Annotated in this window: 11 protein-coding genes; 4 read left to right on the forward strand and 7 right to left on the reverse strand. The window is 49.2% G+C overall.

Going from position 1 to position 19,350, the window contains the following annotated elements; all coding sequences use genetic code 11:
* Positions 1–2: 2 nt before the first annotated feature.
* Positions 3–491, forward strand: a complete 489-nt coding sequence (locus tag ABD852_RS07415; protein WP_345027602.1) for a heme-binding domain-containing protein — start codon at positions 3–5, stop codon at positions 489–491.
* A gap of 185 nt (positions 492–676) precedes the next feature.
* Here ABD852_RS07415 and ABD852_RS07420 read toward each other — a convergent pair whose 3' ends face one another.
* Both ABD852_RS07420 and rhuM read right to left on the reverse strand, forming a co-directional pair.
* On the reverse strand, positions 677–856 hold the full coding sequence (locus tag ABD852_RS07420; protein ID WP_345027603.1) for a hypothetical protein: 180 nt from the start codon (positions 854–856) through the stop codon (positions 677–679).
* 308 nt (positions 857–1,164) lie between these two features.
* Positions 1,165–1,341: a RhuM family protein gene (gene rhuM, locus ABD852_RS23060; RefSeq protein WP_425568781.1), complete on the reverse strand. Its 177-nt coding sequence runs from the start codon at positions 1,339–1,341 to the stop codon at positions 1,165–1,167.
* A gap of 33 nt (positions 1,342–1,374) precedes the next feature.
* Here rhuM and ABD852_RS07430 point away from each other — a divergent pair, with 33 nt between their 5' ends.
* Positions 1,375–2,679, forward strand: coding sequence for a Gfo/Idh/MocA family protein (locus tag ABD852_RS07430; RefSeq protein WP_345027604.1), 1,305 nt, complete (start codon positions 1,375–1,377; stop codon positions 2,677–2,679).
* 125 nt (positions 2,680–2,804) lie between these two features.
* Here the strand turns inward: ABD852_RS07430 and ABD852_RS07435 are convergent, their stop codons facing one another.
* From ABD852_RS07435 to ABD852_RS07455, 5 genes are all read right to left on the reverse strand, one after another.
* Entirely contained in the window at positions 2,805–4,520 is a 1,716-nt protein-coding gene (locus tag ABD852_RS07435) for a GMC oxidoreductase (RefSeq protein WP_345027605.1), read from the reverse strand.
* 8 nt (positions 4,521–4,528) lie between these two features.
* Positions 4,529–5,137, reverse strand: a complete 609-nt coding sequence (locus tag ABD852_RS07440) for a gluconate 2-dehydrogenase subunit 3 family protein (protein ID WP_345027606.1) — start codon at positions 5,135–5,137, stop codon at positions 4,529–4,531.
* Positions 5,138–5,339: 202 nt separating this feature from the next.
* Positions 5,340–5,924 carry an rRNA adenine methyltransferase gene (locus ABD852_RS07445; RefSeq protein WP_345027607.1) on the reverse strand — a complete coding sequence of 195 codons (585 nt, stop codon included), beginning with the start codon at positions 5,922–5,924 and terminating at the stop codon, positions 5,340–5,342.
* Positions 5,899–6,279 (reverse strand): FkbM family methyltransferase, encoded by a 381-nt coding sequence (locus tag ABD852_RS07450; RefSeq protein ID WP_345027608.1) that lies wholly within the window; start codon positions 6,277–6,279, stop codon positions 5,899–5,901. The genes ABD852_RS07445 and ABD852_RS07450 overlap by 26 nt, the downstream gene beginning before the upstream one ends.
* A gap of 214 nt (positions 6,280–6,493) precedes the next feature.
* Positions 6,494–8,290, reverse strand: coding sequence for a choice-of-anchor Q domain-containing protein (locus ABD852_RS07455; RefSeq protein WP_345027609.1), 1,797 nt, complete (start codon positions 8,288–8,290; stop codon positions 6,494–6,496).
* A 2,277-nt stretch (positions 8,291–10,567) separates the two neighbouring features.
* Between ABD852_RS07455 and ABD852_RS07460 the strand changes: the two genes are divergently transcribed.
* Complete coding sequence (locus tag ABD852_RS07460; RefSeq protein WP_345027610.1) at positions 10,568–11,020, forward strand: hypothetical protein; 453 nt, start codon at positions 10,568–10,570, stop codon at positions 11,018–11,020.
* A 788-nt stretch (positions 11,021–11,808) separates the two neighbouring features.
* Positions 11,809–19,128, forward strand: coding sequence for a tandem-95 repeat protein (locus tag ABD852_RS07465; RefSeq protein ID WP_345027611.1), 7,320 nt, complete (start codon positions 11,809–11,811; stop codon positions 19,126–19,128).
* Positions 19,129–19,350: the final 222 nt, after the last annotated feature.

A 19,350-nucleotide genomic window follows, 5' to 3' on the forward strand; every position in this document is an offset into this window, starting at 1 on the left:
CTATGTTCAAGAAAATTGCTGCAGTACTGCTGATTGCCCTCATCATCATACAATTTATACGCCCGGAAAAGAACTTGTCGGATGACCGGACCCACGCCATAGGGACCCGCTATGCCGTTCCCGATGATGTGAACAGGATACTGGAAAGTGCCTGTAACGACTGCCACAGCAATAAAACCAATTACCCCTGGTATGCCGGTATCCAACCGGTTGCGTGGTGGCTGGATCACCATGTTACGGAAGGGAAAGGCGAGCTGAACTTTTCGGCCTTTACGAAACTGTCGGTGGCCGTACAGAATCATAAATTCGAGGAGATTATTGATGAGGTGAAGGAAAAGAAAATGCCATTGCCTTCGTATACGCAGTTTGGCCTGCACCCCGATGCGCATTTGACCGATGTACAGCGGGAAAGGCTGGTAAGCTGGGCGCAGGACCAGATGCGGTTGTTAAAAAGCCAGTACCCGGAGGACAGCCTGAAAATGAAGCGGTGACCGTTGCTGCACGCAAACAGGCTTCAAACGGTGATGTAGGTCTGTAAACAAATTTAAATTTATCCACGAATTCCATGGAAGCGCATTTGGAGCTTTGATTTAACTAAACAACGCTTAGCTTTTGACCTGGTTGAGGATCAGACATCCGGCAGATTGTGTTAAAGGGGTTCGACGGGCTCACCCGCCTACCGGCAGGCAGCCTCCGGTAGGCAGCCTTCGACGAGCTCAGGCGCCATCCGGCAGGCACCATCCGGACGGCGCCTGAACCTGTCGAAGGACGGTGCCTGAGCCTGTCGAAGGACGGTGCCTGAGCCTGTCGAAGGCTGATCTTTGGATATCCATTCAATAGAAGCCATGCGTTCCATTATCAGGCATCTGTAAGTTTGTTGTACAGAAGGCACGAATAAGACAGAGATCATTCGTGCATTCTGACATTCGCGGCGGGAATGTGAGGTATGGCCGCCGTTTCAGCGTATATACAGGCAGGACAGAGCCTGCGACTCAAAAACTGGCGAGTGCCTCTTGTAGCCGCCGGATACGCTGCAGCCAGATGCGGCACAAAAGTGTACCTGACGTCGATCACCAGCCGGTTGTTTGCCGGTGACGATAAGCAGCCTTCCCACAAAGAGGGAATAAGAGGCGCTGGCGATGAACCTCGTTGGGGGCGGATAAATTACGGAAATGTCATATTCGTTAAACTGAAGGAAGGAATCCAGTCTTTGCCCAAACGGCTTACTTGTTTCAGTCGTTCGTCATCCGGCACAAACCCTTTAATGATGAATTCCCGGAGTACTGCTTTCGCCCAGATACGGAATTCTCTGCGTTTTACCAGTAAATATGCATTATTTATGTCTTAGTCATTTTAACAAGCAGGTCGCTCGTCATGAACAGAAGGTCTTTTATCCAGAAAAGCATCGTAGTCGGAACGGCTTTTTCCTCTTTGCCGCTGATAGGCGCCACCAGGAGACTGGCGCCGTATCGTACCGCGCTGATCGGCAGCGGCTGGTGGGGGATGAATATCCTCCGGGAGGCACTCGCCTCCGGGGAGTGCAGGTTGGCAGCCGTGGCCGACGTGGACGCCAATCAACTGAAAAAAGCAACGGAAATGCTGGTCTCGCTGACGTCTGATAAGCCGAAGACTTATGCCGACTACCGCGAGCTGCTTCACAAGGAGAAGCCCGAAATCGTGATCGTGGCCACGCCCGACCACTGGCACGCGCTGTGCTGCATTGCGGCTATCGAGGCGGGCGCGCATGTGTATGTTGAAAAGCCGATCGGACATACCGTCAGGGAAGGCAGTGCGATGGTGAAGGCGGCCCGGAAGCACAACCGCATTGTGCAGGTAGGTACACACCGGCGGGTTTCACCGCACAATGTATCGGGCATGGAATTCCTGAAGTCGGGCAAGGCCGGCAAGATCGGGATGGCACGCGCGTTTGTCCACTACGGCGGAGGGCCGGGACAAAAAGCGGTGGAAGAAGCACCTCCGGCCGGTCTCGACTGGGATTTCTGGTGCGGCCCTGCACCGCTGACACCCTACAATAAAACGATTCATCCGAAGGGCTTCCGTCAGTACCTCGACTTTGCCAACGGTACACTCGGCGACAGGGGTATCCACTGGCTGGACCAGGTGCTGTGGTGGACGGAGGAGAAATATCCTAAAAAAGTATATTCGACCGGCGGCCGCGCCATTAAACAGGATAGCAGCAATGCCCCCGATCACCAAGTGGCGGTCTATGATTTCGAAGGCTTTACACTGGAGTGGGAACACCGGCAGTTTGGGGGGAACAATGCGGAAAAGACGCATCCCAACCAGGCGGTAGGGGTTTACTTCTATGGTACGGAAGGTACTTTCCACATGGGCTGGCTCGATGGATGGACGTTCTACCCGGCCGATTCCAGGAAACCCATAATTTCCGAAAAGCCACGGCTTAACGAACCCGACAACCAGAATATCAAAGAACTATGGGCTGATTTTATGACGTCGGTTAAAACCGGGAGACTGCCGGTGTGCGATATTGAAATCGGGCATCGCTCTACCAACCTCGCGTTGCTGGGTATGCTGTCGTACAAGCTGGGGCGTAGCATTGAATGGGATGGAGAAAAGGAACTGATCAAAAATGATGAGGCGGCCAACAAGCTGCTCGAAAGAGATTACCGGGGGCCATGGGTCTTCCCCAGGGGATGATACCACCGGAGCATCTGTGCGCCGGGGCAGCCGGGTTTCCGAAATCTCGCAGGATCTTCGATAAGTTTAAAATTGAGAATACGTTCCAGCTTCGGGAATATAATGGGGCTTACGGGGTAAAAGCGTCACAGGTTTTGCTTCTTCAGTTCTTCCACGGCGTGGTGGGCGGCTCTTGCGGTCATGGCCATGTAAGTGATGGAGGGGTTTACGCAGCCGGAAGACACCATTGCGGCACCGTCGGTCACGAATACGTTTTTACACGCATGCACCTGGTTGAATTTATTCAACACCGAGCTTTTCGGATCTTTGCCCATACGCGCCGTTCCCATATCGTGAATTCCCAGGCCCGGATGTGTGTCCTGCCGGTTAAACCCGGTTACGTTTTTAAAACCCGCCGCCTCCAGCATTTCGACCGCCGAGGCCATCATGTCTTTTCGCATGGTCAATTCATTTTCACCGAACGCGGCGTCGAAAACGATCATCGGGATACCCCATTTGTCCTTCTTTTCCGCATCTAAAAACATCCGGTTCGATGGATCGGGCAGAATTTCCCCGAAGCCGCCGAATCCCATGGTCCAGGTGCCGGGCCGCGACATCTCTTCTTTAAAATTTGCGCCGAAACCGTTCATAGTGATGCCCCTTTTCCAATCGGACTTGCTCGCGCCTCCCTGGTACCCGTATCCGCGCAGGAAGTTTTTTTTATCGTTTCCCCAGTTTCTGAAGCGCGGAATGTAAAGGGCATTGGGTCTTTGGCCAAAAATGTAGTCGTTTTCAAACCCTTCTACCGTTGCGTTTGCCCCGACGCCGAGATGGTGGTCCATGATGTTCCTGCCCACCTGGTCGCTGTCATTGCCCAACCCGGTCGGAAAGCGGTTGGATTTCGAGTTCAGCAAAAGCGCGGCCGTATTCATGGAGCCGGCATTGAGAAATATGATTTTGGCAAAAAACTCTTCCACAGCCATCGTATGCTGGTGGATTACCCGAATTCCTTTTGCCCTTTTTGTTTTTTCATCGTAAATGATCTCACTTGCGATGGTATCATGCAGAACCGTCAGCCGGTTTGTTTTCCTTGCGGCGGGTATAGCGCCGGACAGTGAGCTGTAGTAACCGCCATAGGGGCAGCCACGTGCGCATTTGCTGCGATATTGACAAGATGCGCGCCCGAGATCCGTGTGCCACGGTTGCGGCTTGGTAAGATTGGCAATGCGCCCTATGGTCACAGGACGGTTTAATTTCTTCATCATCGTCTCCCTGAAATAGAGTTCGGGAGCGCTCATGGGCATTGCGGGCAGAAAATGACCGTCAGGTAAAACTTCCCAACCTTCTGCCTGACCGCTGATGCCCGCAAATTTTTCGACGTGTGTATACCAGGGTTCAAGGTCTTCATACCGGATCGGCCAGTCGATCGCGATGCCTTCTTTGGCATTCGCTTCAAAATCCTGTTTGTTCATCCGGTAAGATTGCCGTCCCCAGTGCATGGATTTACCTCCCGTATGGTAGGCCCTGATCCAGTCGAAAGGGCGTTTTTCTATATACGGATTGTCCCGGTCGTTGGTAAAAAACGGGCCGGTTTCTTCGTTGGCCAAGGTTCCGAAGCGGTTGTTCGCCCAATATTCTTCCGCTGAATGGACCGGGACCTTTCCCCTGTGGGCAAATTCCCAAGGCCCTTTCATTGCCGTATCATAATCTTCTATATGCTTTACCTCGCGCCCACGTTCGATCATCAGTACCTGCAGTCCTTTTTCGGTGAGCTCTTTCGCCGCCATTCCGCCTGTCATTCCTGAGCCGACCACAATGGCATCAAAGGTGCGGGCTTTGCCTGATTTCAGGTTTAAGTTCATATCTGCGGTTAATAAGCGAAAGCCTTTTGATGGGGTTTCATTTTGATCATTTCCAGTTTTCCAGGGACTGGTACGTATTCGAAAGACGATTTCAGCCCTTCCTCGGAGGTGAAATACCCCAGCATGGTGAGCTCTTTCATAAGGCGCCAATAGGGGAGTCCCTTTACCTGGATTGCCATTTGCTCCCGGTCTTCATTGTCACCCATTTTGGTTTGCTGTACCTGGTAGACTTTCATTTCTTCTGCGGCGTCGATTTCGACCTGCTTCAATGCATCCGTTTTTTGGGCGGCGTCAAGGTGTAGAAATTGTATTTTCTCCAGGCGACTCAGGCCTTCCAGGAAGCTCTTGTGCTCCGGCGTTTTATAACAATCCTGCAACATCATCACGATAAAGGCGGGAACACCGACGTCCTTTGCGCCGGGTGTTGACGTTCTGGGAATGATCATTTCAGCGATTTCGGCTACGAGTAATTTTTGATTTTCCGTGAGGGTGAACCCGGGTGGGGAGCTTTCCCCAGGAATATGATCTTCCCATCGCTTCATGGCCAGGAGAGTCGGCGCAGAAAACGCCCCTCCAAGCAAGGCTGCAACATGTGTAAGGGCGTTTCTTCTGTTCATCGATCGTTTCGGGCTGGTGATAACAAGACGGTTTATGGAGTAAAAGCGCTATTTACTGTAGCTTTACCCAACGTGCGCTTTACAATTTGATACGGCGACGCCCGGCTGGTACTTGCCATACAGATAGCATTCCCATTCCTGAAGCGACTGATGTTCGGAGTCACGACAGCATGGAATTGTCAGTGTATAGGGCCTGTATTTATCAAATTTCTGGCTTGGAGGTAACCCGTTTCAACCCGTTTTCAAGCCCCGACTTTACCATTTTGCTGTACCCGTCGTCATTAAGATGCCCGCAGTGTGTCAGGCCTTGTTCATAGTGCCATATGGCCATCCCGAAATCAGATAAATCTTCATGACATTTACCGAGATTCAGGTACAAAGAAGGGTACGCAGCTTTAACATATTCTTTTTCAATACTCAGCGCTTCATGCAAAGCGATTTGATCCCATTTCAGCTTTGCTGAAACGTCGGCCTGTATCCGGGCAACGTAGTGAGCGGCAACAAAGCGTTCCTCATTATTGATTGCCGCATCCCATGCCCTTTGATAATACAACCTCGCCTTTTCCGGTTCACCCTCAAAGGTTATTCCTTCTGCACATAATTTTACAACATGATTTTCCGGGTCAAAAAACATAGGGATTGCTGGTGAACGGTTTGAGATGAAATACCGCTTTGAAAAATTAAGATGAGTGAGATAAATATTTTGACGATGCCGCCGGGGCTTTTCATTTAATGGAACACCTGCACCGAGCGGGTGATTTTTAGGGACGACCGGTATATTTTGCATACAGTATTTCGTCGTTAACTGTGTTTACGCTATAGCCTTTCCTCTCCAGGTAGGCGGACAGCGCATGTATATTCTCATTCTCGTTGCTCATTTTGTGAACATCGGCTACGATATACCTGATTCGTGAAAAATAGCCATCGGGTATTGAATAAACAATATCATACTCGGCCCCTTCGCAGTCCAGCTTTAGAACATCGCAGCGGGAAATATTGCTTTCTCTGAACCACTTGTTAAAATCGATTACGGAGACTGATATTTTATGGTGGTTTTTATCAACCGTATAAATTCTGTCCGGCGAAAAAAGCGATGCCGAAACATCTACCCCCTCCGGGGAGTAGTTGCCATTGTAGTACACTTTTCAACGCGGGGGCGTAAACCTCTTTCAAAAATATTTCCCTGAACAGCGGCTTCATGGAAGGGATCATGGTCAGGGTAAGCGATTTTTGGCGAAGCCTGAAGGGAACAGAGCCGGCGGCGTTTATTCCCATCTTAAAAGCCAGATAAGAGGGCCAGTTTTTTACATTTTTAACCAGGTTCAGGTATCTCATCGTGTTATTTGGGGTCTCTTTTTAAGAGTTGATTGTAAGGTTCTGTATTTTTAACAATAACGGCTTTCCGGTGGTATGCAGGGTATTGGACACCCGTCCGGCATCTGTTTCTTCCTTTGCAGGATTCGGATACAACCGTGCGGTTATGTCTTCGGCATGGTCCCAATTTATCGAGATAATTTGCGAAAGCGAAAAGGACCCGTCTTGGTCTACGGTGCGAATCCTGTAGTAGGAAATCGCTGCTCTGCCTGAACTTTCGTCCGAAAACTGATAGTGAACTGTCTTGTTGCTTTCACCTTTTGCCGGTACCACACCTATGGCGTTAAAAACTTTGCCGTCAAAACTTCTTTGCAACTCAAAATGGGAGGCATTGACTTCCATTGAGGTCACCCATTTCAACATTACCTGCGCCTGCTCTTTTTCGGCCCGAAAAGAAACCATTGTAACCGGCAATGGGTCATAACCTCCTTCATAAGCTCCCATGTCAACCGAAGCACCGGCCAACCTGGGCCTTCCGGCCAGATCCGTATCTCCGGCCGGATTACCAGGGTAGGAGGCATCAGCTCCTTTGTCTACCACCGGACTGTTCAAAAGCAGACGATAATCGCCGTTTATAAACGGGGCGTTGTTATACGAACCTCCGTTCACAAACCGGGGATTGGTAGTGCCGGCTAGGTTCGATCCGTTGTTGGTTGTTTGAAACTGCACAATACTATTGGTTATACTGCTTTCTGTAATGCCCGGTACTGCATAATTGTGATTGTTTATGATGCTGTTTTTTATGGAAGTAACTTTTCCGCCGGCCGCTGTATAAATTGACCCTCCCTTGTTGGCGCTGATTGTGGTATTGGTTATTTCGAGATTGCTGCTTTCCAGGTAGACTGCCCCGTAAGAGTAGCTTGTCCCTACCATTTCGTCTGCATGATTACCGGCTACCAGTGTATTGATAAAAGACAAATAAGTCAAATTTGAAAAGAATGCCGCTCCTCGTAGTGCTACATTTCCCATCAAGGCGCAATTGTGGGTAGTCACCCTCATCGTCCGGTGGTAAATTCCTCCGCCATGATGTTCCGCCGTATTTCCTGTTAGCGATATACCGGAAAGGGACATCACAGTCGAATTACTAAAGTCCGATTCCATATAGATTCCCCCGCCATCATAAGCGGCCCTGTTGTCTGTTACGATCAGATTCCGAAGGGTCGGGTAAGAAGCTGTCAGGTATATGCCTCCACCGCTAGAAGTGGAGGTCAGAAAGCCGTTGACATCAAAATAGTCGAAAAGCATGGCTTTACCGCCTGTGATGGTAAAACCGTCCAGTACGGCGCTGTCGACAGCACCGGCAGCCACTACCACGTGACAAACGCCTGTATAACTATTGCCTTCTTCTACGTAAGGTACATCAAGCTCCCCCGATAAGATAGTCGGATTTGCTTTCCAGTCGGTGCGGTTTACGAGTGAAGCCTCTGTACCCGCAAATCCTCCGAATATGGCGACGTCTTTCACCATTAGAAAAGAATTCAATATGGGTCGCCCGGCTTCAGCTTCGTTATTGTGCTTATAAAGAGGTTTATAGATGCCTTTCGCTACCCAAATCTGGAGCGGGTTGTCGGAGTTCCACAGCCCCTCCGATTGATTATCCCGAGCCCATTTTAAGGCATCGGCGAGTTCAGGAACTGCATCCGTCCAGGAGGAGCCTGTCCCATTTCCAATCGCCCCTTTTTTTACATAGATTACGTTGGAAGAGGGGGTGATTGTCTGAGAAAATGTCGAAAATATCGTTACAAAAATAAATCCCAGTGATAGCAGTACGTTTTTCATATTTCTAAAATTTAGTTGCCTGACGCGCAATGGAGAAGAGTAGGTCATTTATTGTGGCGAACTTTCCTTCGCTTCAGGCATATACTTTCTTGCTGAAGCGTTATTAGTTTGCCGCAAAGTTACGCTGGCCTGCCTGTTGAGAGAATAGAGGAAAACCTATAAATAAGCTACAGAAAAACCTGTATTTTTAAAATTCTTTGTAATGATGGTAAGGGGAAATCATTCGCGAAATAAGATCTTATTACTTCCCGATCTTTTTGCCTGTTTCGTCTTCACTTACAAAAAAAAGAGACTCTTTCATTAGCCATCCGGTCAAAAAATGAAAGGTTAGTTGAAACTCTTGGAAAAATTAAAGCCCAACCGTACATACCGAATAGAACGTGTTATAGAATAAGCTTCCCATTGCCCGGTATCAAAGTACGGAAGGTCCGGAACGTAACCTCTTGTACTTCGGCCCTCGAAACCTGCTCTGGCAAAAAAGTCTGAACCTGGAGGTTGCTGTTCCCGTGCGTATCAACCGATGGTGGAACATGAATTATGGATTTACAGGAGGATAGCGATTGTTCAGGGATGTACATACCCGTATTCCCGTACAAAAATCTTACTTCGGGTACGTTCTGCACATGATGCAATCGTTTAAGCTTCGCGCTGGCTTTTCCACGGAAGTGTGGTGCTGGTACAACTCAGCCTTTTACAACGGCACAGTCAAAGTCGGGGGGATGGGCGCTCTGAACCTCGGTGTAAAAAAGAGTTGGGAAACAACGGCGGAAGTTTATAGTTCTCCACTACGGAATTGCTGCGTACTGCTAGAATTAACATTTATGATGGAACAATCGCTGAAGATGCTTTTTCCATTCGCAATCATGTCAGCAGTCATACCGAACCAAGCCTGTTACCAATATTCAGGTTTACGTATACGAAACCCTTCGGGCGGCAGCGCGGAGTGGCCCATGAGAATCGGCTCCCGAACCAGAAAGAGGAACTAAACCGCCTGAAAATCGAATAGGGGTGATAGCGTTAAGCCGCTTGACGTCAGAGGACTTCATCCCGCCGTAACAAGTGATTTTCTCTAAACTTTAAACTGTCTGATTTTTTAGGAATACTTACGAGACCTTAAATTCTTTCCTGATCAATACTCCAGTTTTTCGTGGAGCGATCGCTTTCTGAACCAGGAAAAAAAAACGACTTTTTTTTCCACTTCGTGCCCCCTCTAGCCTTTTTGGTGGACATAGTATTATAGGCTTAAAAAGGCTTTGATGCTCAAGCAAACAACACCGGGCTAGAGATTAGACTTTACGGAGCCTTATCGCTGACCGAATCTGTTCGGGTTTCAACAGTAAGAATGAAGCCTCAGAAGTTCATGGTGTCACCGGTTGATAATAGTAAAGATATTTTTGCATTAGGTTTTCTTTATTTACCCTAATAAAATAAAGCTAAATGGATAAGCTATTAAAACGACTAAACTCTTTGAATAGGGTTCGGATCAAAGAAATTCAGCTTGGCTTGGATATATATATGACTTCTATGAAACTTCTTTAATTTATAAACTATGAAAAAGGGACTGGCTTTATCTTTTATCTTATCTTTCTTTTTGGAACTTATTGGCGTTACTATCAAGCTTATGCATTATGAATATGGTTTTGCATTTATAGTAATTGGAATAGGATTGAAATTGGTTTGCGCAACGATATTTGCATTTTGGTATTTTTGTAAATAGGATTTATTAACTAATTATACAGTCGATAAACTTTTATTATCTCAATTTTCCGCCCATCGATTGCTTTTTTGGATTGTTTATTGGATCGATTTTGGCTGTATTTGCTGGTGAAAATACAAGTATCATTTCTGAATTAATGTGACAGTTAGGGATCGTAACTATGAATTTTTGAGTCACTTTTCCAGTCAAACTCTGATGCTTGGAGAGGGTAGGAGAAGAGGTCAACAGGAAGCATTTATAGTAGAAGAACTTTTAAAACCGGCGATTAATGATTAGACATGCTTAATGTAGGCAATTATGCGCGGCCGGCAGTTGCTGCAGCTCGCTTGATCTTCATTTTCTGTAGATACTTTTGCCGCTGGAGTGCCAGGCCTAAAGCTCCGGAGATGAAAGGTGTATAGACACCTTCGATATTGCCGGTGGCCTGTGCAGCGTCGGGGTTGGGAATGGGACCAGACCTGGAGGATGCCTTTAGAATGTACGCGCCACAAGCCAGATCCACCAACTGGATTCTTTGGGTTAGATTTGATATTTTTAGTGGCATTCTTTTGACACGATTCATGGCAAAAAAATATTCGATAGCGGCCCACCTGATTCATTCGCGGATCCAGCTCGTCCCGAGGCGCCTTCAAACCTCGGGCAAGATGGTAGCTGGCTCTTTTTTGCTCAGCAATAATGCCATCATAAGAAAAGCAGCTAAGGCTGTGGAAAGAGATCATGGCATAACTACGACTGAAAAGGATTGTCTTCAGGCCGCCGAGCTTTTGATTACGGCCTGCGAAAGGAAACACGAAACAGAATACTATGTCATAATCCTGCGTGGCCCGGCAGGGGATAAACTGATCAGTAGCCGGGACGATGGCCGGACTATTATTTTTACCAATCCCGACTTCCGGTATCACCGGATCAAGTCAGCGACCGAAATGCTCAATAAAATCAGAGAGCATAATCCCCATCTTTTCAGCTGGACGTTTATAGACACCCGATGGGAGATTACTGAAATAAATAAGTGAGTTGTCTTGTACTCTCGATAAAGTTCAGTGTTGCGTTTGGAATAGTTGGTTGCCGTCAATTTGTTGGTAGGAGGAGCGCCTAACTATTTTCTAACAACTTAACCTACAAATTTCGGGTGAAATGTAGGGGGGACATCCTAAGGGCTGCTCTGCCGGCTATGATCGGGCGGAACAGACTTCCAGGGCCAGGCTCCACCGTACCGAAAACTGTTCGGGTGTATAGGTATCGAAGAATGCTGACCGCCGGATTTAACAGGATTGTCGATTTTGCCCCTTTCTCCTATCTGCTGATCTACTGTAGCCGCCGAAGGCTGGTCAGTAGGTACAGAACTTCGATCATGGTTACGAATTAAACCTGTAAACTGTTCGGGAAAATTCAATTATTGTCCGTTTCGAAAGGATAATTGTGCGCGTATCACAATGGATATTCACTCGAGGGTACTTACTATTAAATAGTTAAACAAAATACAACCCCTCCTGATTTAACAAGAACGAAAAATAGATGCAAAATAGCCATTCCCAAAAAAGACTGTAAGGAGAGAAAAGCGTTTTCAGAGATTATCCAAAGTTAATGATGCTAACGTTCAAACAGTTTTCTTACACTCTCTTACCATTAAAAGGATGATTTTTATCTCGACAAGATCGTCTATCTATTTTGACAAAGCAATCCCCTGTTATGTTTAATCCCTTTTGCCATCTTTCCTACTTAAGATGGGCGTAGTTCTTCTATTACTCAACTTAGTTATGATTCTTACTTAAGTACCAGTTCACTCCTAACAAAAAACATTATGTTTGAAACATTACATGCTCCCCCTTTGTGGCAGAAGCGGACACTTGCCCGCGTGGTAAAATTAAAAAGCAGGAAGCGCCCTAAGCTGCCGGCAATGCTTGCATTTGCTTTCTGTACTATGCTCAGTGTTGCCGACGCACAAGCGCAGTGTACCGATTGCAACAACTATGGCATGAACGCCAACAACGTCGCAACCGAGATCGAATATGACAATATAATATCGGGGGTCACTAATAACGTTATCCGGGAAGCAGACGGCACGTTTAAGGTGTTCGGATATGCTATGGCCGAAAGTGGGGCAAATGCACTTTCTCCTTTGATTATTAACAGCACTAATTTTCCTGGCTTGCAGGGAACCCCTTTGAAGGTAGCAATAGGTAGTTCATCTGGTGGTTCTACTTCAAATCAGTCGGTAGTGCTGACCACAGAGGGCTTATTCGCCTGGGGCCAGCAAGACAGGCTGCTGGCACTTGCCGTCAAATCCGGCACCGCTATGGGCCCGGTTACCATTGCGGGGAGTAATACGTATCGGTTACCCGTGGGAGTGGAGCCGCAACAGGTAAAAAGTCTTTTCGGCTCCGTGCAAACACTGGCACTATTAACTTGTAGTGGTGAAGCATGGGTGCTTACCCGAAATGCGAGCACGGCGGGTACAGGCCTGGCATCGGCTAATAACATCTGGAACCGTGTTACCACTTCTGAACCAGGCAATCCTACTCTGAATGATGTGGTGGCACTCAGAGGAAACGGGCATTCCCTTGTTGCATTACGCGCCGACGGCACTTTATGGACCTGGGGACAAAGTGTTTATTTGGGAAATGGCACAGCCGCCGCCAACCGGGACAGAGCAACGCAAATGACTTTGCCCGCTCATTCGGGTATAATAAAAATGATCGGTATGACCAGCGGGCTTTCCTATTATGTGTTATATACCGACGGCAACCTGTTCGCTTTGGGGGGTAATAGTGATCGACAATTAGGCGATTGGACTACCACGAATAGAACCTCATGGGTGCAGCCAAGATACACCTCAGCTTCAGGACCGGTGATGGATAATATCCGTTGGATTTCTCCATCCGAGCATCACGATAGTTATCCTTCGATCAATGTGCTTTCTACCAGTGGTCAAGTTTACAACTGGGGCCAGAATTACCAGTCCAAGTTAAGATCGGGAGGAGGTACTACCGCAACTATAAATCCGGGGTCTCCCAATGCAGACAAAATGCTTGCAGTAGAGTCGGGAGGCATGCAGACCCTGGTCATTCGTGAATGTACCCAAAATTTCGGTTTTGCAGGCAACCAGTACTTCGGTAACATGGGCGATGGCTCCAATTTGGCGAACGCGACAAGAGCTCCTTATACGTATGCCACCGCCCCGGTCAATATTTGCGGGGCCAACGCTATGACCACCCCGGATGCCCCGGTTTTTGAGGCAGGCTTACCTACCTCGAGATGTCAGGGCGCAGGCAGCGATCTGTTTTCCGCGACCTCTACGGGCGGCACCGTGAGCTACAGCCTGACTCCTGCCGCTGCGGGCAGTATCAATACTGCCACTGGTATGGTCACTTACAACGCATCGTTTGTAGGCGTGGCCACTATCACCGCAACAGCTGCCGGCGGTTGTGGCACTCCAGAGACAGCTACTCATCAGGTTACGATCAACTCCGTCGTGAGCACCCCGGTGTTTGCTGCCGGGCTGCCCCAGCAAAGATGTAGCGGTACGGGTACCGAAACCTATACCGCTACGGCAGCAGCGGCAGACAATATCAGTTATAGCCTGTCCCCGGCAGCGGCGGGCACTATCAACGCTTCTACCGGCGAAGTGACGTATGACGCCGCCTGGGCCGGTACCGCCATCATTACGGCCACTGCCACAGGATGCTCCAGCACCTCTTCCGCCACTTTTGAGGTGGTGACCAATGCGATCTTTGCCAACGATGACGCCTATTCTACCGTACAGGGCAGTCCTTTCAGTTTTAATGTATTGGCCAATGATCTTTGCAATATCAACACCGGCTCTGTGCAGGAAATCAGCACTCCCTCGGTAGGGATACTTCAAAACCTGGGGAATGGTAATTTTCAGTACGTACCGGTAGGTAATTTCTCGGGTGATGTGACCTTCCAATACAGGGTTTGCTCAAATACGCTACCTGCGGTTTGTGATACTGCTACTGTCACGATCACTATTCTGGGCGTTACCGATGATCCGTGCACAGGTGCGGGGAATCCGCAAGTATATTATATGCCGTTCCCGGAGAATAATACCCAGCTGTCCAAAGCGCTGAGGAGCGCCGCCAGCATCAACACCAGTCATTCTACAACTGCGAGGAATATCACCAGTATCTCTACCCCTTACCCCGGTACGGTTGTCATATATGACCACTGGGAAGATGGCTATGAGAGTAATATTTTGTTTCCTACCCAAAGCACCACCCAAATGTGGGGCGACGGCGATCTGACCAATGGGGTGGCTCCGGGCTATCCCAACGATATTATCCCGGCGGGTGGCTATGTCGAGCTGGATAATACCTTTGACTGGAACAGGCCTACCTCGACCGTGGTATATGATGCCAAAGACAAAGTCTGGAGCTCATCGGTAGTTTCTATTACCAAAGTTACGGGTGATGCCGCTTCAGGTGTGTTTGCACTTCAAAATGTGAAAACCAATGTGCCGGATATTTCCCGCACCGGTCTGTCATTTGTTTTGCCTTTTGGAGAAGACATCCCTGCCTCAACTACCGTAGTGTTCCGATATACCGGCGTATTTGTACAAGCCATTCAGGATGGCACGCAGGTTACCTTAAATTATAATCCCGCCAATTCGGCTGCAATAGCTACTTCTCCGGTGCTGAACGAGGGTGAGGTTTGGTTTTATGACGGCACAGCCGGCACCCCTGGCACTGCTTCAAATGTGAACAATGCCAATGATATCAAAAAAGGGGCTGTGATCACCAGTAACAATCCGGTGGCCGTGAATATGATTTTCGGAGGCATCGATAGCTATGGCACGCGAAACATTCCGGTGTATCCGGCGGAATTTTACGGCAGTGAATATTTGAGCCCTGTTTATTCCACCAATGCTGCATACCCGGCGGTTGGTTATTTTGTCAATCCGAATGCAAACCCGATTACCATCAACTGGACACGCTCTGCAGGTACTCCTTTGACCGGTTCATTTACGGTACCGGGCAGTTACGGCCTGGCTACTTTCAATATGAATCTTGCTTCCGGCACCAAATTTGAAAGTGCGGGCGGAGAACCATACACTGCTGTGGCCATTGTGTCTGATGGCAACAACACCACAGCTAATTCGTCAACCTATGACTGGGCCATCCCGATGATAGCCGTGCACCGCCTCACCAATTTCGGCACCTTGGGCTGGGCTCCCGGGACCGCTGATGGCACCAATAACTACAATCCTGTTTGGGTAACCCCTCTCGAAGCTACAAGGGTTTATGTAAAATATAACGGAGACGTTACTTCAGGTCCCAACCAGGTGACGGATGCCGGGCCGGCCCAGGGGGCGTACTACGATACCTTTTATGACTTGAACGCCTTGCAAGCCCAGTTAATTTTTGGCCAGAACAACGATAACTCAGGAATGGCGGTGTTTTCGAATGACCAAAATCCTCATAATCTGGCCATCGCGTGGGGGCAAAGGCCTTTTGACGGCACACCCACCGGCAACCCGGCATTGGATGTAGGGTATGTGGTGGAACCTAAGTGCATGCAACGCATGATTCTGGCAGCGGACGACCGTGTGGTGACCGCCTCCGACACGCCGGTTACCATTAATGTGGCGGGCAACGACCAGGGCTTCCTGATGGCGACTGATCCCACTTCTATAAGCACCGATTTTTTGCAAGGCCCGAGTAACGGAACCATCGTAGTCAATCCGGACGGAACCATTACGTATACACCGAATCCGGGTTTCGTAGGATTTGATGAGTTTGAGTATCGCATCTGTGGCGCTGCGCCCGATAACAATATTTGTGACGTGGCAACGGTATATGTGAGCGTTCCATGTGATTTGGTATTCACCAGGAACATTGTAAAAGGAAGGGTCTACAACGATGTGAACAGCAGCGGCAGCGCTGAGGCAGGAGAAACCGGACTGTCGGGTATGCTGATCCAGCTTTGGGAGGATGTAAATGGCGATGGGTTACCAGACGCCGGCGATACGCTGTTAGACTCTGTTCTCACAGATGCAGTAGGTGGATATCGCTTTGTGGTGGATCAAGGATTCAATATGATTGATTCCTTAAATACGGTGGCTGCCAATAACAATGACGGTACGCTTGATTGGGGAGGCAACTGGACCTTTACCAACGCCGGGACTAATTTTACCACCAACCCCATCACGATCACCGGCGGGCGTTTGAGGGTAAATGGAAATTCGAGCGCAACCCAGGCCTCGGTTCAGAGACAAGCGAATTTAAGTACTGCTATTGCTGCATTTTTAACGTATGACTGGGTGAAATCCTCGTTTAACTCAGCCACTAACACGATTGACTTTGTAGAGGTGCAAATCAGGACCAATTCGACCTCCGCATGGGTTCCGCTGAAAAGGTTTAGCGGTCAGGCGTCGGATACAGGTTCCGATTCTTTTGACATCAGCGGATTTATGTCCGCAACCACCGAAATCAGACTGATCGAGTCCAGTAATTCCGGGTTTAGTGCAGCAGAGTATGTTGAATTCGACAATCTGACCATCACTTATGAGATAGCCAAAAATTATCTGGTCCGCGTAGCACCCTCTTCAATAGGATCCGGGTATGCCATCACTGAGCCGCAGACGGGAGTGCAGGCATTTAATATGGCCGGCATAAACCAGGGAATATGCGGGGCTGATTTCGGGTTGAAACGCAACACAACCAATGCGGTGAACGATGAAAACTCCACGTGGATCAATACCCCGGTGAGTGGCGATGTTACCACCAACGATTTTGATCGCGAGGGAGACGTGCAGACCTTCGGCAGCTTCCTCAACCAGGATGGCAGCGGAACGCCAATGGCAAGTGGCGCTACCGTGTCCGGTATTGATGCGGAGGGCAATCCTGTAACCGATGCAGGTACACTGACCTTTAATCCTGACGGGACCTATACCTACACGCCGGCTACCGGTTTTGTAGGGAATATTTCAGTACCATACAGCATCTGCGATGCAGGCACTCCGCAAGCCTGTGATACCGCCTGGTTGGACATCACGGTATCGCCATTGCCCACTGAGGACAACAGTGTAGTCGCGAACAACGATGAATATTTTACACTAGGCGATCCGGTGGTGAGCAATATTTTGGTAAATGATGCGGATCCTCAGGGCGATGCGTTCAACGTGGTGACGTTCGTTTATGATTCTGACGGTGACGGTATTCCTGATGCCACTGGTACAGTGGGTGGAAGCGCTGTCGTAGTAGCCGGAGTAGATGAAAGCGGCAACCCCGTTGCGAATGCCGGGACTCTGACAATAGGAGCAAATGGCAACTTAGTGTTTACGCCGGCAGATGGATTTGCGGGTCAGGTGTTTGTGGACTACACCATCGAAGATAATGTGGCGACACCCAACACGGCCAGTGATGACGCGCAAATTGTGATCACTGTTTTGCGTAATGAAAACGGAACGCTGAACGATCCGCCCATTGCGGGAGATGATTTCTCCTATACCGAAGTGAATACCCCTGTGGATGGTAATTTCATTGGTAATGACAGCGATCTGAACGGCGACCCGTTAAGTATTCGGGATTCAAACGGAGCAGCAGTTACCATTGATCCTAATGGCCCGAGGAATCCTGTCAATACGGTAACAACAGTAGAGGGTGGAGAGCTGACGTTCTATTCGGACGGAACCTACACGTATACGCCACCAGCCGGGTACGTGGGACCTGACAGAGTAGTGTATGAGATTTGTGATGTGACGGTTGTTGAACCGCAGCCCTTGTGCGCGCAGGCAACTATTCACCTGTTGATTGGCAGCAAACCCGGTTTTGATATTTCGGGGATGGTATGGCATGATTTCGATAACGGTAATGCTGTGCAGGACGGCACAGAAACGCCGGTTAGCGGTAGTAACGATAATCATGGCGGCAACTCAATCGTAACGGGTGGAGCGGTTTATGCCAACCTTGTCGATAACGTCACCGGGACTATCGTAGCGACGACTCAGGTTCTGCCGGATGGAACCTATCTTTTTGAAGGTGTAACCGAAGGGGATTATAGTATCATTCTTACCAATGTTCCTCAAACCGTATCAGGTACCTTGGCCAATGGCTCATTGCCGGCTGGCTGGGTTGCAACAGGTGTAAATGTGAATGGCTCACCCAATACCTCTAACCATTCGAACGTGATTTCGCTTGGTTTGGTAACGGCCACTGTCGAAAATGTAAACTTCGGGATCCAGCAACCGCCAGTGACCGCGGGTGACAGCTATGAGATCGCCACTCCCGTTTCGGGCTTTGTTTTGCCGCTGGACGGCTCCGCTTTAACAGCCGATAGTGAGCCGGTGAACGGCACAAGACAAACAGACCCGGAGGAAGGCCAGCCGGTATTGGTGACCATCACGGAATTGCCGACTACACCAAACGGATTAGGAGAGCCAAAGCTATTCTATGATGGTGTGGAAATTACTGTGGCAGGCACGGTATTGGGCACGGCAGCCGATCCTTATGATCCGGCTAAATTGTCGATCCGGTTCGATGGTATCGGTTATACTGCGGTTTCATTCAACTTTACCTCAACCGATGGCGCCGGAGCTGTTTCTAATGAATCCACCTATACCGTCCAATGGGAAAACTCGCTGCCTGTCACGCTCGTTCGTTTTGACGTGGTTCGCGAGGGAACGCATGCCAACCTCAGTTGGACTACCTCAAGCGAAGTCAACAGCAAAGGCTTTGAGATAGAGCGGAGCATAGACGCGAACCTTTGGACGAAAGCTGGGTATGTAGCGTCGCAAAACAACAATAGCAGCCACGTGCTTCGCTATCACTTTACCGATGCAAGCCCGGCGCGGGGAGTCAACTACTATCGCCTGAAAATGGTCGATCTGGACGGTACGTTTGCCTACAGCGACATTCGCAGCATCGTACTGGGAGGTGACGGGCTGACGCTCTACCCCAATCCGGTAACGCATGGCAAGCTGACGCTTGATCTGGCGGATGCTTCAGGTAGCCGGGTGAACGTGTATAGTACAACCGGGCAGGAAGTACTGCGCGCCTCCGGTAGCCGCACGCTGGATGTCAGCCAGCTGCCGTCGGGCGTGTACTTGATCCGAGTTACCACGCGTGACGGTGTCACCACGAGCCGGACGTTTGTGGTGAAGTAAAACAAAGAGGTAAAACGCTAAAAACAGAGAGCCCCCGGGACGATTCAGGTTCCGGGGGCTCTCTGTTAAGTTTTCCGGTATCCGGGCTTGCTCGATAGCTTTACGTAGCCTTTGTGCGGATAAAAGACGGATCGGTCACCGCAACTTTTCCTGTCATCTGGCAATTGCCCAGAAGCAGCTAGAGGCTTGGCCGCTTCTTTTCTCCTTCCGGTTTCGTTTCAT

Source organism: Ravibacter arvi (assembly GCF_039540405.1).
GTDB lineage: Bacteria > Bacteroidota > Bacteroidia > Cytophagales > Spirosomataceae > Ravibacter > Ravibacter arvi.